General features: G+C 40.7%; 10 protein-coding genes. 3 read left to right on the forward strand and 7 right to left on the reverse strand.

Translation table 11 applies throughout. The features are described from left to right. Positions 1–318: 318 nt before the first annotated feature. The 4 genes from V6R21_RS26225 to V6R21_RS26240 all read right to left on the reverse strand — a co-directional run bounded on the left by V6R21_RS26225 (position 319) and on the right by V6R21_RS26240 (position 9,722). Positions 319–4,026, reverse strand: coding sequence for a S8 family serine peptidase (locus V6R21_RS26225; protein WP_334246479.1), 3,708 nt, complete (start codon positions 4,024–4,026; stop codon positions 319–321). Between the two features lie 88 nt (positions 4,027–4,114). Beyond that, positions 4,115–5,038 carry a hypothetical protein gene (locus V6R21_RS26230; protein WP_334246480.1) on the reverse strand — a complete coding sequence of 308 codons (924 nt, stop codon included), beginning with the start codon at positions 5,036–5,038 and terminating at the stop codon, positions 4,115–4,117. 33 nt (positions 5,039–5,071) lie between these two features. Beyond that, the gene (locus V6R21_RS26235) at positions 5,072–6,556 is read right to left on the reverse strand and encodes a SusD/RagB family nutrient-binding outer membrane lipoprotein (RefSeq protein WP_334246481.1); all 1,485 of its coding nucleotides are present in this window, start codon (positions 6,554–6,556) and stop codon (positions 5,072–5,074) included. 40 nt (positions 6,557–6,596) lie between these two features. Then, on the reverse strand, positions 6,597–9,722 hold the full coding sequence (locus V6R21_RS26240) for a SusC/RagA family TonB-linked outer membrane protein (RefSeq protein ID WP_334246482.1): 3,126 nt from the start codon (positions 9,720–9,722) through the stop codon (positions 6,597–6,599). 337 nt (positions 9,723–10,059) lie between these two features. Here V6R21_RS26240 and V6R21_RS26245 point away from each other — a divergent pair, with 337 nt between their 5' ends. After that, complete coding sequence (locus V6R21_RS26245) at positions 10,060–10,485, forward strand: Hsp20/alpha crystallin family protein (protein ID WP_334246483.1); 426 nt, start codon at positions 10,060–10,062, stop codon at positions 10,483–10,485. Between the two features lie 115 nt (positions 10,486–10,600). Here V6R21_RS26245 and V6R21_RS26250 read toward each other — a convergent pair whose 3' ends face one another. Then, entirely contained in the window at positions 10,601–11,755 is a 1,155-nt protein-coding gene (locus V6R21_RS26250) for a murein hydrolase activator EnvC family protein (RefSeq protein ID WP_334246484.1), read from the reverse strand. Positions 11,756–12,158: 403 nt separating this feature from the next. Here V6R21_RS26250 and hisB point away from each other — a divergent pair, with 403 nt between their 5' ends. Beyond that, the gene (hisB, locus tag V6R21_RS26255) at positions 12,159–13,271 is read left to right on the forward strand and encodes a bifunctional histidinol-phosphatase/imidazoleglycerol-phosphate dehydratase HisB (RefSeq protein WP_334246485.1); all 1,113 of its coding nucleotides are present in this window, start codon (positions 12,159–12,161) and stop codon (positions 13,269–13,271) included. 73 nt (positions 13,272–13,344) lie between these two features. After that, positions 13,345–13,881 (forward strand): DUF2911 domain-containing protein, encoded by a 537-nt coding sequence (locus V6R21_RS26260; protein ID WP_334246486.1) that lies wholly within the window; start codon positions 13,345–13,347, stop codon positions 13,879–13,881. Between the two features lie 43 nt (positions 13,882–13,924). Here the strand turns inward: V6R21_RS26260 and V6R21_RS26265 are convergent, their stop codons facing one another. Both V6R21_RS26265 and V6R21_RS26270 read right to left on the reverse strand, forming a co-directional pair. Further along, positions 13,925–14,692, reverse strand: coding sequence for an isocitrate dehydrogenase kinase/phosphatase-domain containing protein (locus tag V6R21_RS26265; protein ID WP_334246487.1), 768 nt, complete (start codon positions 14,690–14,692; stop codon positions 13,925–13,927). Further along, a complete protein-coding gene (locus V6R21_RS26270) occupies positions 14,692–15,645 on the reverse strand; it encodes an isocitrate dehydrogenase kinase/phosphatase AceK regulatory subunit (protein ID WP_334246488.1) in 954 nt (317 codons plus the stop codon). Before V6R21_RS26270 ends, V6R21_RS26265 begins: the two co-directional genes overlap by 1 nt. Between the last annotated feature and the right edge of the window lie 132 nt (positions 15,646–15,777).

Here is a 15,777-nt window from a genome sequence, read left to right on the forward strand (position 1 = left end):
CTCGTTTTACATCCTTATTAACACCACCCTAATTTTCTTAACAAATAGTGACCTCCGTCATGTTAATTATGCTTAAAAAGTGCTTCAGAGCCCTTTATCAAGGATTAATTGTCATTAACATACCCCTAAAAACCTTTTAAACTGAATATCAGATAATTAACCTCAGCACATCACTTACAGCAAAGCAAAAGGCCTTGAAGTACATTCCTTCAAGGCCTTTTACTTTAATACAGTAATAAGATTACCGTGTCAGTAGATTATTTCAGCGACTGACACAATACCAAAATATTTCGATATGCAGCTCATCTACTAATCTCATCATTTCCTAATCAGCTTTTGTGTCATACTTCCTTGATCTGTCACGACTCTTAACAAATATATCCCTACTGGCAAATCACTCACAATTAATGACTCATGCATTAGAGACTGCCGTTTATTAAACAAGTAAGTCGCCTCTAACTTTCCTGAAACACTATAAAGTAGTACTTGTACCTCTCCTGTATAGGCACCTTCGAGATCTAAGGTCAATTTGTTACCAAAATCCATTGGATTAGGATACACCTTTATTTGTTTAAGCATAGTGTTATCAGCAATAGATGTCACGCCACCAATCTTAGCAAAGCCTTGTTTAGTTATTGATTCTGAGCCTGACTCTGTTCCCAAGATTGTAAACTTCACATCTTTCGCACCTGGTGTTGTATACACAATAAAGTGAGGACCTGCTCCTTTTGCCTTTCTTGGCACCGCACCTTCACCAAAATCCCATTCATAATTTAAATAGTCCCCTGTTGCATCTGCCAAATAGAGCACCTGCTCATTAATACTTGCTGATACAGATGTAGCACTAAAATTCAGGTTACCAGTACCTCCTAGCCTTGCTGCTACAAAACTGATATTCTCAGGTTGTGCAAAAGCTGTAATCACCCGGAAGTCATCAATTGCAAACCCTACTCCTCCACTCTCCTGAGAATTGACAGCCAAGAATGTGAACCTGAATGCAACCTTCTTACCAACAAGGTCTGATATATTTATATACTTCTTAACAAACTCATCTCCTGTTTCACCGGACATAAAAGTCAACCCCTGAACAAATCCAGAGCTACTACTAGCCACATTGTCATACCAATGTGTTGCAAACTCCGGCTTCAAAACACTCCATGTCTTGCCTGCATCTTCTGTATACTCACCAATCAAACCGTCTATTCCAGAAGCCATATTATACTTCGTCTTGAACTCAAGGAAATAGTTACCTTGCTTTCCTGTCAAGTCATATAGAGAAGAATAAAGTACGACACTTGTTGGCACTTGATAACTCTGCTCATCAGGAGCTAGCACATAAGCTACCGAACCACTTGCTGTTCCACTTTTGCCTGTTACAGTAGAATTACCTAACTCAAGAGTCGACCCTTCCTGATTGTCTACATAAAACAAAGGCTTGTTATTGTCAAAATTTTCTAAGTCTCCACCGTCTACCAATTCGAATGGTGGGTCAATAGCGCCAAGTACACTGATCTTCTTCGTTTGGGTCACGTTTCCATTTACAGTCAACTCCACATCATAAACACCACCTGTAGCATAGGTATGTATTGGGTTGTATGTTGAGGAAGTTCCTCCATCTCCAAAATTCCACAAAAACTCTGTTGCGCCACCAGACGCATAACGAAATTCCACTTCCTGTCCTTGATACGCAACACCTGAACTAAGCGTAAATTCTGCTTTGGGGTCTTCTGCTGTCAATTGGAAATCATCAATCATAAAGCCATCATCCGTCTCCTCAATAAAGAAGTTTCCATTCATATAATATACCCAACGGAAACGAACACTACTATTTCCTCCTAAAAATGAGATATTATACTCTGTATCTTGATAGTTATAAATTCCGATCCAACCATGTTGATCCCTTACAATACTAGGGTCTATATCACAGCTTCCACCCGGAGCCTTATCATACCAGTTTTCTCCCATACCATCTCCTTGCTCCCCAAGTCTCGCCCAAGAAATACCACCATCAATACTGTACTGCATCTGAACTGCTGCCGGAGCATTACAATATGTGATGTCCATACTTTTCTTAAACTGCACCTTATATTCCTTCTGCTGATTACTCAGGTCAAAAGCTGGTGAATATAAAGCTGCAACAAATGTCTCATTCGGAATACTCCCATTAAGCGTAGTTTTCCAAACTGTCTTTCCTGTCGAAAGCGTATCACTTCTCAAAATAGGTCCTTCAGCCACTCCCAACTCCCAAACCACAATATTTTCTCGTCCTTGTAAAATATCCGGAACAAAGTCAGTTGGATTAGATTCAAAATTCCCTCCATCAGCCAAAGTATAAGGCACTTGTCTGGTTACTACTTCAGGAGCACCTTCCACTACTTTCACAAAAGAGCGTTTGGTATGTGAATGTGCCCCATCAGAAACTGTGAGTGATACAGCATAGCTACCAATTGGCGGATCTACTGTATAAATATGGGAAGGACTTTCTTCTGTAGAAGTCTCTCCATCTCCAAAATTCCAAGTATAAGACAAGTCTGTACCAACAGACTGATTAATAAAAGTCACTTGCTTATTCAATACGATGGCATCTGCACCGATCACAAAATCTGCCCAAGGCCTGTTTTCAATCACGGCCTCCAAAGCATTTAGAACATCGATACGCCCTGCCCCCAACTGATTCTGGTACTCAGGGTTTGTCTCGTTCAAGTCTTTGGCTGTTGCCTTCATAATACGCTCTACTTCAAGCGGCGTCAAAGAGGGATTTTGTGCTTTTAACATAGCAGCCATACCTGCCACAATCGGACAAGACATGGAAGTACCTGTCAGAAAACCATAATCACTTGTACTCCCTGCTGTTGTACTCAAGATATCAGTTCCTGGCGCTGCAATATCAATCCAAGGTCCAAAATTAGATGAAGAAGCTTTTGTATCGTTCTGCGTGGTATTGGCAACAGCAATCACGTTATCGTACCCTGCTGGATATGGATTCACTGGAACGTTATCATTTCCTGCTGCTGCAATAAAGATCATTCCCTTTTCCTTTGTTGCCTGTGTAATCAGTTGCTGGACAATTGTACTTCCCGAGTAACTACCAAAAGACATACTAACCACATCAGCATTCATGGCTATAGCATACTCAATCCCTTCCAATGTATGGCTCATACTTCGGGTATCAGAAGTGTCATCCGAAGTTGCTTTGATAGGCAATATTTTCACACCTCCTCTTGAAATAGAGGCAATCCCTTTCCCATTTCCTGTAACCGCTCCTGCTAGACCTGCCGTGTGCGTACCGTGTGTAAAGGATTCACTTGTAGCTCTTTCGGCAGGAGGCGAAGGGTTCGGGTCTCCATTAAAATATAGTAATCCTGTTGGGTCCCAACCATTCACATCATCTATATAACCATTACCGTCATCATCTACCCCTTCTTCACCATTCAACTCTATTTCATTGATAAATATATTATCCTTCAAATCCTCATGGTCTACCAATACAGCATCATCAATGATAGCTACTACAATCTCCTGCTCTGTAGAAGGTGTAAACTTCTCCCAAGCACTCGTCGCCTTTGTCAAAGTCAGGAAATACTGCTCACCTACTCTTGGGTCATTTGTTGACTGAAACAAGTAATCCATTGGGATGCGCTCGATCTCTGCCACATTTGGATCCAAAGTAAAGCGTTCTATGAAATGTTCTATATCAGCAGTTTGTTGCAAGGTAATCTCTAACACATCTGAGGTTATTTCCTTAAATACAGCAAATGGTTCATGTACATTTCTGATAAGTGGTGAAGCAAGTAAGTCAACCAAACGTTGCTTATCAGCTGGAGCAGCCACCCTACCATTTGACGGGTAAGCATATACGACATCGTCAGGGCTTTTGAGCCTGACAAAAAATTTATCGGTCCGGAAGGTTGGAGCAGGAACACCTTTCAGCAACGCTACCGGTCCCTGCGGGGTTTGTTGTAACTGTCCATACCCTGTACCAACCAAAACGGGGATTATTAATAGTAACAGGAAGTATTTTTTCATAATAGAAAGTATTTTGAATCAAGACATATCTGTGTCTGATATCTGTACTCAAACATTTCAGGTATCCGAGCTCGGGTCGCCAATACCGTTACTCATTTTTTTTTACAAGTGTCAGTATCCACTGCTGCTCTTCATTCCCAATCAACAGGTCTGACTGATAAGTCACGAATAAGGAGATCTTACCCCCTTCTTCCATTGCTCCCTCCAAACTGATATTATCATCTTTAGGGCTAATGAAATCACCACACTGATCAAAGACATAAAATGGAATATCACCACCAAAAAGGTCTCCTGCGATATTGGAAACCTCATATTTCCCCCAAGACTCCCCATCATCAACTGCTGTCAGCGTCACATCACCTACAAAACTACTTTGTCCTTCATAAACCAATTCAGCGACATATTCTCCCTGAAGAGCCGTTGGACAGTGCGCATCATCCACCATGATCTGGTATTCTGTCTTTACACCACCTTGTCCAACATTGACTGTCATATTCGGGTCATCCAAGTTTTGAGCTTCGTTCAGAACAATCTTCAGACTCCTTCCTTCAGGCTTGTCAATTCCCATCTTTGGGTAAGTGATTACTTTCATGGTAGCACGATTACGAACGTTGGTATATACCAAGTTTCCTCGATCGTCCACCCTGATTTTATTTTTAATGATAAAACTTCCTCCTGTTGCTGTAGCTTCCTTGATTATTTCCCTGCCAGATTCATCATTACTCTCCACCACCTGCACGATAAAATCATTTTCATTTCCATATACCGACTCCCCATCAAAGCTATAACTTACTTCTACCCCAAAATCACCCGGAATGGCTGTAGGCATCAAAATATCAACTTCCAAAATTTCTCCCTCCCGCATATGGACAGCCTCCAATGTCGCATCACTAAAGGCAATAGACGGAGACTCAAATGAGAGGTTTAGCTCATCTTCAAAGCTATCATAGTCGTTACACCCTATGAAAAGCAGGAATGCACAACTCAATAAGCTATATATTTTTCTGTTCATCATTTATCAGATTTATGTTCAAGCCTTTTCGTCTTATTCTATTGGCATAAACCACATCAGGTCGTCCAATAACGGTTGCTCCGGTATGTTCTCGTTAGAACTTCGTTCATCTGCTGGGTATGGTAACCTTGTAATGTGGTCACTCAATGCTGAATTCACGGGTAAAGGTCTATCAGGAAAACCTGTACGCCTTACAAAAGTCCATGCATCCAGCCCTCTGTTAAACCTTTCTACATATGCCTGATAGTAAACTGCATTGATCGCTCTATCATTACTTAGGAAATTCAACACAGGCACATCCTCCAAGTATGAGTTAATACGGGATTCACCAACAGTCTCCCCATTATTGATCACAGCCTCAAGACTATTAATCCTATTGAAATTCATCCTGATACCTTCCAAATACAATTCATGTGCTTGAGTTGCATCTCCATTTATCCAACCTTTTAACATTGCCTCCGCATGGAGCAAATACATTTCAGAAGCTGTCAACCAAAGGTCCGGTGAGGTTGCTGATATATAATTCAAGCTCAAAACTGAGGTAATTGTAAAGGCTGCTGTACTGCCAGGTTCCATCCCTGTATGGATTACAGAGGTTGCATCTGTACCATAGTCATAAAATACCCATAGCCTAGGATCTACCTGACTAAGCAACATGTCTACAAAAGGCTCTGAAGCAAAAAAGAATTGACTTTGACCATCTGCAAATTGCTTGTGCAGCTTATAAAACTGATTAGCATTTGCCAAGGTGCTTCCATAATGAAAGATCGCTTCTTCCTCAATGGCATCGATATAAGACTGACCAAAAGCTGCCTCCAATGCCGCATGGTATGAATCATCTTTTCCAGAAAGCAGCATCAGTGTTTTAATTTTCAAGGAGTTTGCAAACTGCATCCACCTTACCATATTACCATTATACAGTAAGTCTTCTTCCTTGATTGCATCAGTATCATTGGTATTAATTCTTGACATTGCCGCATCCAACGTCTCTATAACTCCTTCAAATATTTCCTGCTGATTTTCATAATGTGGGTAACGGGTGTTCAAGTCCTCTCCATCGAAATCCATTACTTCTGAAAATGGCACTTGCTCAAACATCAATGTCAAATGGTAGAATGCATATGCCCTCATTATCTCATACTGCGCCTGTACATTCCTTCTATTTACACTGGCTGCTGCCCGCTCCCCAAGAATTGTATTCTTAATAACGGAAGCATAATAAACAGGCCAAGTCACAGACTGTGGAAAGTCCGGAACATTGAAATTATCCTCATCGGAAAAAGATGCCCCCACATAATGCTGTGACCAACGGTTGAATACATTGGTACCTAATACCCTATCAGAACTTAGGGATGTCAATACACCTACAAACAGTGCTTCAGGTCGTTCCTTGATCTGGTCGTCTGTTGTAGCCAGGGGATCTTCATTATCACCCAAGATACTGTCACAAGCAGTCATGCTTAGCAACAAGCTTAACAGTATCCCGATATATCGTTTTATTAAAGTGTTGTACTCCATGGTCTCTCAGTTTTTAGATTGATTCAGTAACCTGCATAGGCTAGAAAGTCACTTGAAGGTTAAACCCTATACTGCGTGTTGATGGCAAGCTTCCCATCTCCACTGCTCCAGAAGCGTCACTTGAGGCTTGGAAAAGGCTCGTTTCCGGATCTATATGTGGTATGGTACTGTAAAGAATGGCTAGGTTACGTCCTTCTATACCGATTGAGGCTTTTTTGATAAATGTTTTAACCAACAGTGTTTGAGGCAAAGAGTAACTGACTCTCACTTCCCTGAATTTAATATAAGTCTTGTCAAACACACTGCCTTCAGCAATATCACTAGACGAATAGGTAGACCAGAATTGTTGTGGTGTAATCGCTATATCGTTAGGGTATAAAGTCCCTTCACGTTCAATCATTGCATCTTGATCAACAAACAACCCTCCCCGATTCACGATCGTTTCTTCCACCACACCACTACTTCTTAAGGAAGCTACAGTACTTGAATACATTACGCCACCCTGACTCCAATCAATCAGGAAACTGGCAGAGATACCTTTCCACTGAAACGAGTTTTGCCATCCTAACAGAAAATCCGGTGACGTAGACCCGAAGGATTGGTTTTCACCAATCAGTCGTCTTCCTGTTTCAGGATCAACCAAAATTGCACCTGTCTCAGGGTCTTTCTTAAAACCTACACCATATAACTGCAATGGCTGCCCGACCTCTGCCTGTACAGAAACCCCGTTAAATGCTGAAGCTATCTGTAACCTCTCCAACCCTGCTTCCAAAGACACTACCTGAAACTGGTTATTGGAGAAGTTTACCTGTGTATCCCAAGAAAACTCACCTACTTGAAGAGGCTTAGCCGACAACAGGATTTCAAAGCCATTATTACGAACCTCACCGGCATTCATCAGTTCTGCTACCAACCCAGTCGACTCTGGGATTGGAACAGCTATAATTTGATCACTGGTACGGATATCATAGTAAGTCAAATCTAACCCGAGACGACCATCAAAAAATTGTAGTTCTGTTCCCACCTCCCATGAGGTTTGACGCTCAGGCTTCAAGTCTTGTGCAGGAGCCACACTGGACCCTGCAAAGGTGCTTTGACCTAAGAAAGGATAATTATTACTCTGTCCGTACTGTCCAAAGTACGATGTTCTAGGTCTGTAATAATACTGCAACTGGTAAGGAGACGTATCACTACCTACCTGTGCAGCACCTGCCCTGAACTTACCGTATGAAAGAATGTCATTACCGATTTGCAGTGCCTCTGTAAAAATGAGTGATAAGTTAGCAGATGGGTAGAAATATGACCTGTTCTCTTTTGGCAAAGTAGAAGACCAGTCATTCCTGCCTGTCAGGTTAAGGGTTAAAAACTTCTTATAGGTCACTGAAAGGTCTCCATATACACCAGCCAATCGCTTTTCTGATATATCCCGATTGGGTGTATTGCTGGCAGCATTTCCCGGAGTGTAAACATCTGGAATCAATAGCCCTTGTGCCTCATTCAAGTCTCGGGTAAATTTTCGAATGTTGAAATCCTGTCCCAACACAGCTGAAACCTTAAAGTCTGTACCTACATCCTTATTAACCTTTGCCATCAGAGAGAAGTTAACTTCCTGCCTGTTGGAAATATCAGTCATAAAGCTACCATCTCTAGCACCTAAGGTTCCGGTTGCTGTTTTACGGAACCGCTCATCATCACGATAATCCAAACCTCCTCTAGCTGTAAAGCTTAACCAGTCTGTAGCCTGAATGTCCGCCATAAGGAAACCAAATATCCTATCCACTGAAACATCATTACCATTCTTCTCTGCGACCCAATATGGGCTATTTTGGAATTGACTTATTGGGTTTTGTGTACCATCAGCATTTAACCTAAGTCTTTCCAAGGGAACAGTTCTTGGTATTCCATTCATAATAGAAGTCAAGACATTCGGGCTATTACCACCCTGTGCTACCGAGCCTCTTGTATCTGACTTGACATAGTTGAGTCCAACACGGGTAGTCAACACCTTGGAAACCTTCTGCCCTACATTTACAGAGAGTGTATACCGGTTAAGGTCAGCCCCAGGTACTATACCAGTCTGATTCATAGAAGTAAACCCTATTCGGAAATCCCCTTTTTCTGAAGCATTGGAAACATCTACTGTATTAATAAATAGCGTCCCTGTTTCATAAAAGTCTTTTACATTATCAGGATAGGCTGTAAGTGCTTCAGTAGGCCAATCAGAGGTAGGCACATTATTGATATCCAAATCATAATTGTAATAAGGTCTAATTTGTCCTTCTATCTTAGGACCCCATCCATTCAAAGCATTAACATCATACTTTCCTTCTGAACCTTGTGCATATTCATTCTGGAAGTCAGGAAGACGTAAGGGCTGTTCAAAACGGGAACTGGAATTAAATGATACGACAGGACCAGCCTTCTTAGAGCCTCTTTTGGTGGTAATAATTACTGCACCGTTAGCTGCACGGGAACCATAAAGTGCCGCTGCCGAAGCTCCTTTCAGGATTGTCACTGATTCGATGTCGGCAGGGTTGACTTCTCCTGCTCCATTACCAGCATCAAAGGCTCCTTGAATATTACTACCTGTTGTAAGGGTAGAGTTACCAATTGGCACCCCATCCACTACAAACAATGGTTGGTTATTACCACTCAAGGAACTTGTACCACGGATAACGATACGACTTGAACCACCAAGATTACCACTGGCTTGTGAAACCTGTACACCTGGCACCTTACCAGAAAGTGAGTTTACAAAGTTGGTGGAACGGGCCTTTACAAATTCCTCACCCTTTACAGAGGTCACAGCATATCCTAAAGTACGTTTTTCACGCTCAATAGCATTGGCTGTTACAATGACTTCATCCAGCTCCTGTGTGTCTTCAGCCATTTGCACATCAATAACCGTTTGGTTACCGATTTCTCTTTCGATGGTTTCATAGCCGATGAAACTATAGACAAGGTGAGTAATAGTGGGGGAAACGGGAATAGTGTATTTTCCATCAATACCTGTAACAACACCTTCTTGTGTACCTTTCATCAGAACGGTTACACCAGGAAGTGGACCATTAATGTCAGTTACAGTTCCCGTAATCCTTCTGTCTTGAGCATGTACAGCAATGAGCCAGCAAGACAGAAGTATGACTACAAGTACAGACTTCTTCATCAAGTTATATTTAATTCATCAGTTGGGTTAACTATTCTTCTCAAAAAACAGCATTAGATACTGATTACTCAGAAGTTAATAAAAAGAACAGTTCCTTAGTAGATTTTTCAAGAAAACTTCATAGAAGTCATATCCTTAACTATATGCTGTCATTATGGATAATTACCAGACAAGAAAAACATGTCACTTTGTCACTTTGTCACTTAATCATAAATAAAAAAAGACGAATTAAGACATTTTGTCACCTAAATTCATTGAAAATCGCTTGGCATAACACTTGACTATGGGGAGAACGTAGGTTAATGAACTGATTACAAAATCTAAATAATATAAAGACATGAGAACTAAATCGTATAGCAACGGATTTTCCCCAATGTTCAATCTAGTAAACGATGTTTTAAGTACAGCTTCACAAGCTGCATCTAAAGCAACTCAAAATCAAACTATTCCTGTCAATGTAATAGAGGCTGAAGACAGCTTCAAAATTGAGGTGGTTGCTCCAGGACAAACTAAAGAGCAATTCAAACTGGAACTTGATGAGAATGTTCTGACAGTATCCTCTACAGTAGAAGAAACTGAGCGTTCTGAAAATGAAAAAGTGCTACGCAATGAATTTGTACTTCGTTCATTTGAAAGAGCCTTCAAACTACCTAAAAACGCAGATGGAGAGCAGATTGCTGCCACTTATGAAAATGGCATATTGAGCATCCATATTCCTAAAATGAAAGAAGAGAAAAAGAAAGTAGAAATTAACATTAACTAAGAAACCTTTTACTAAGCAAGGCCGTTAGTAATGTTCGATGACATACTTTATATAGGGTTTACTTGAGAAAAAAAACAGCCTACCGGTTTATTCTGGCAGGCTGTTTTTTTTGTACTTATTGTTTTAACCAACTTTCTGGATTTAGCTTTTCATCACCTCGCCAAATCTGGAACTGAAGTTCATGACTTCCTTCTAAACTTTTTGCTACTTCCCCCAAGTGCTCTCCTGGTTTCACCACTTGCCAAACCTTCACACTTACCTCTTCCAAATTGGCATATACAGTTAGGTAATCTCCATGCAGGATCATCACAACATAATTCAAGTCAGGCACACGGGTCACTGCAAATACTTCACCTGCCTGTACCGCTTGTACAGTAGCTCCTTTAGTGGTACGAATAACGACTCCGTGATTTTCTACGCTCTCACCTTCAATAACCGGATGTGGGTGCCTACCGAACTTTCCTGACACAAACCCCTTTGTAGGCCATTCCAGTTTACCTTTAAATGCAGAGAAGTCCATATTGGCTAATGCCTCTTTTTCTGCTGCCACCTCGGCTTCCTGACGTTGTATAGCACGAGTAATGGCTCCATCCAACCTTCTCAAAGCTTTGTTATTGTCTTCCAAATCTGCTTTTACCTGAACCACTTTCTGACGCAGCTCTGCCAACAGTTTGCTTTCCGAGGTTCTCAGGTCTTCCAACTCACCTAATTGATTTTCCTGTTCAGCTAAAACAGCTTCCTTGGCTTTTTCTTTTTGAGCCAATTCTTCCTTCTTCGCCAACAGGTCATCCATCTTCAGCTTTATTTCCTCGATCTGCTCCTTACGTGCTTGCTTGTAATGCTCCAAATAGTTGATTCTAGAAACTAACTGCTCCAATGTTCCACTGGCAAAAAGGTATCCTAACTTCTGATAGCTGCTACTGGTTTTATAAGCAATGTAGATCATCTCGCCGTACTCTTCTTTCAACTTATGAAGTTCCAGCTCCATTTCATTGATCTGTGTTTCAGCTTGGTGAATATCTACCTCCAGATATCGTTGCTCTTCTTTCAGTTGCCCGATTAACTTTTCACGCTCCCTGATATGCCCTTCTATATCCTTCAGTTTTGCCATTCCTGTCAAGGTCTCTGTCTGAGCTTCCTGTAAAGCAACACCTGCTGCCTCAATACGCTGTAACGTACGGCTACGCTGCTTTTCAAGCTGATCACGCTCTTGCCCATAAGTACAAAGACATAATAGCCCTCCCAATATCAGTAGTAAAATTCTTTTCATATTAATTCCCAAAAAGACGCACAATCTCCTTATCCACAAGTATTCCCTTCCATTTCCATTTATAGACCTCTCCTATTCCCAAATTCATATAAATCTGTGATTGTGAACAAATTCACAAAAGAAAACTCTTTTCCCAAAACCTGCTAATATTTCACTTGATTTTTATAATAGCTAACTATGAAAGTTACGCCTTTAAATACCTGCAACAAGTTCACGGAAGGACATATTCCTAAAGTTGTCGCAATGAAATACTTTACAAATAAAATATTGCCATAAATTTCTGTAATTTTCCAATATCCTTAACCGAACATTCTTAAAACCCTACTGTTAAGGTAATACGCAGGAACAGCTTTTGTTCTGTTGCTGCCTGTGCGTAATTGATGATTTATTTTTGATGCAACTGATGAAAAAAGTGCTTTTTATTGACCGGGACGGTACTATTATCCGTGAACCGGAAGACTTTCAAATCGACTCGTTTGAAAAGCTATCGTTTCTTCCTCATGCAATCTCCCAGCTGAAAAAGATTGTACAAGAACTAGACTACGAACTTGTAATGGTAACCAATCAGGATGGCCTAGGTACAGACTCATTTCCTGAAGACACTTTTTGGCCTGTACATAACCTGATGTTAGATGTTCTGAAAAATGAAGGAATCTCTTTTCACGAAATTCTGATTGACCGTAGCTTTGAGCAAGATAACGCTCCTACCAGAAAACCTCGTACGGGGATGCTGACACATTACATGGAAAGTAACGAGTATGATCTTTCCCAATCATATGTAATAGGTGATCGAAAAACAGACATTGAGCTTGCCATAAACCTTGGAGCTAGAGCTGTTTTCATCAGTGATGATACAGATAAGCGTGCTGAGCTTACCACAACGGATTGGCATGAGATTTATACCTTCCTTAAAGGCAAGAAGCAACAGACTCAAGGTCGTGCAGCACATATTCACAGAAAAACACATGAAACAGATATTGACGTTTCAATTGATCTGGATGGTAGTGGAAAATCTGAACTGAATACAGGTATTGGATTCTTTGACCATATGTTGCATCAGATTGCACGTCATGCAAAAATCGACCTCACTATCGCGGTTAACGGAGATTTACACATTGACGAGCACCATACCATTGAAGACTTGGCGCTGACTTTGGGAGATGCTTTCCAGCAAGCCCTAGGAGACAAGAGAGGCATTGAAAGGTATGGGTTTTCCATCTTACCAATGGATGAGACATTGGCACAAGTAGCATTAGACTTTTCGGGAAGACCTTGGCTTATGTGGAATGCTGACTTCAAAAGGGAAAAAGTAGGTGGTATGCCAACCGAAATGTTTATGCACTTCTTCAAGTCGTTTTCCGATACGGCCAAATGTAACCTTAACATACAAGTTCAGGGAGACAATGAACACCATATGATTGAAGCTATATTCAAGTCATTTGCCAAAGCAATTCGTATGGCAATTCATAAAGATCCTGATAATGATGAAATTCCAAGCACAAAAGGAGTACTGTAAAGAGCATAGCGTTGACTCCTGCAAGAAAGAGCCTTATACTTGCAACTTGTTTTGCATAATTATTTAATAGATAATGAATAAGTTTTCACTGTTGATAACGCTGCTGTTGGGTATCTGCATAAGTGGGTATGCACAGGAGTTAAAGCATAAGCCAAGAAAAAGTCCTACTGGACTCACTACCTTCAAAGAAGACAGTACTTATATCAAAGTGACTTACGGTCGTCCTAAGATGCGCACTGATTATGATCACAAATTTGGTGTGAGTGTACCATACGGTAAACTTTGGAGAATGGGCGATGATGATGCTACCGAAATGACAGTTACACAACCTATTACTTTTGGCGGTGAAAAACTTGAGCCTGGCATTTATTCAATCTTCGCCATTCCGGAGGAAGAAAAGTGGACCGTAATTGTCAACAAGGATGTTGGTATGTGGGGCAGTTATAAGTATGACAAGGAACAGGATCTTTTTAGAGTTGAGCGCCCTGTGCTAAAGTCACCTTACGTCTTTCAAGAATTTAGTATTTTCTTGCAAGAAGCTGAGTTTGGATGCAATATGGTAATCATCTGGGATAGGACTTCAATCATGATTCCTATTGAGATTAACTGATATAAAAAAACCGGAAGCAAGGGACTGTTTCCGGTTTTTTACTTTATAAGTCTTTCGCAATTCCTGTCTTTCTTCTAAAACGCTTTTTCCTTCTGTAAGGAAATACATCCACTACCTTCCCTTTCCGAAGTTGTTTCTGCAAACCCACCCAAAACTTGACCGTAAACAAGTCACTATGCAACTCAAAGAAAATATTCCTTACTTCTGGCTTTCCGATCAGGAACCGTTTAAACTCTTCAGGAAATATATCATTCGGACCTACTGAAAACTCTGCGGCATATTCATCTTCATCATTTCTAGCAATCGGCAGGTGACGGAAATTGCAGTCTGTCAGAAAGCATATTTCATCATAGTCATAGAACACTACCCTCCTGTGACGTGTAACACCAAAGTTTTTCAGCAACATATCTCCAGGAAAGATATTCGCAGCAGCTAGTTGCTTGATTGCATTCCCATACTCCCCTATCGCTTCTCTTGCATTTTCTGGAGAAGCAGTCTCAAGATACAAGTTGAGAGGAATCATTCTCCTTTCTGTATACAAATGCCTGATGATTACCTTATCCCCTTCAATATCTACAATTGAGGGAGCCACATGTAACAACTCTGTCAATAACTCTTCAGAGAACCTGTCTTTGCTGAACACAAAATGTTCAAACTCATGCGTATCTGCCATTCGTCCTACCCTGTCATGTCTCGAAACCAGCTTATACTGCTCTTTTACCCTCTCTTTGGTCATTTCCTTTGGAGGATCAAAATGGTCCTTGATAATCTTGAATACAATATTGTAGGATGGTAATGTGAATACACTCATCACCATTCCCTTGATACCAGGGCAATCACAAACTTATCAACAGAGTTATCAAGATGCGCTAAAAAATCTCTATAAAACTCTGTTTTTCCATGCTTATTAAACCCAATCGAGTTGTAAATCTCTGAAATGCTCTTCTCCTTGATAATGGTTTTGAGAAACTGTACAACCAATGAAGGTACAGGTGTATCTACCATAAAGTAAGAACGGGTAAAACTGAATATCACACTGACCTCATTGGGTTCAATAATCAGTGTATCTACATAAAGAGCATGGTGCTCGTTATTTAAAACAGGCAATAAGAATGGTAATGTTTTATTTCCACAAACAGCCCTACCTACCAAATAAGCCCCTTTGTTTCGGTAAAAAACAGACTTCAGCATTTCTATACTCAGCTGCCCACCTTCCATTCTAGGAAGCAAATGACGCCTCATGGCATTTCCTATCAGATGAACATCTAAATCCAGATTTTCATATGGAATACTGAAATCATAACTCAGGAGTATCTCTTTAGCCAGTTTTTCAGGCGACTCACTCAGGTAAAATGTGTTATGTATAGGTTCGTGGATCTGTACATAATTATACTGTTGGGCAGGCGAGACAAATATTAAGTCATTGTTGATCTGAGTATGATGAAAAATCTTGCAGAAAACAGAGTTAAAAAATGTCTCCGCAATATCATTATTACAATAATCACTAATCATGATTGTGTAAAACACCTTGACCTGCTGCCAGAAACTTACTTGCCTGACTTGCTCTCCTACTTGCTCTACAATCTCCCGCTTCACACGTTTGACTATCTTTTTACGCATTAGCAAGCGTTTTTCTAAAGCACGTTGAGCTCCTTGCCAGTCAGCAGCCTCAAACCTGCCTTTTGCTTTACGGGTCATTTCGAGGAAAGTGGCAAAGTACTCGTCAAAGCCATTCAAAATGTGTTGGGCTACTTTTTTTTCCACGGGTTTTTCAGTCAGTTAGCAATGAGGGAACCTTCCCATTTATCCATTACAATTAGTGATAAAATGTATGGATGAACAACCATTCGCAGATAAAAATATCAATCTGACCTTCAGTCTTTATACCCTTTCGCT

Origin of the sequence: Limibacter armeniacum (assembly GCF_036880985.1) — a bacterium.
Lineage (GTDB): Bacteria > Bacteroidota > Bacteroidia > Cytophagales > Flammeovirgaceae > Limibacter > Limibacter armeniacum.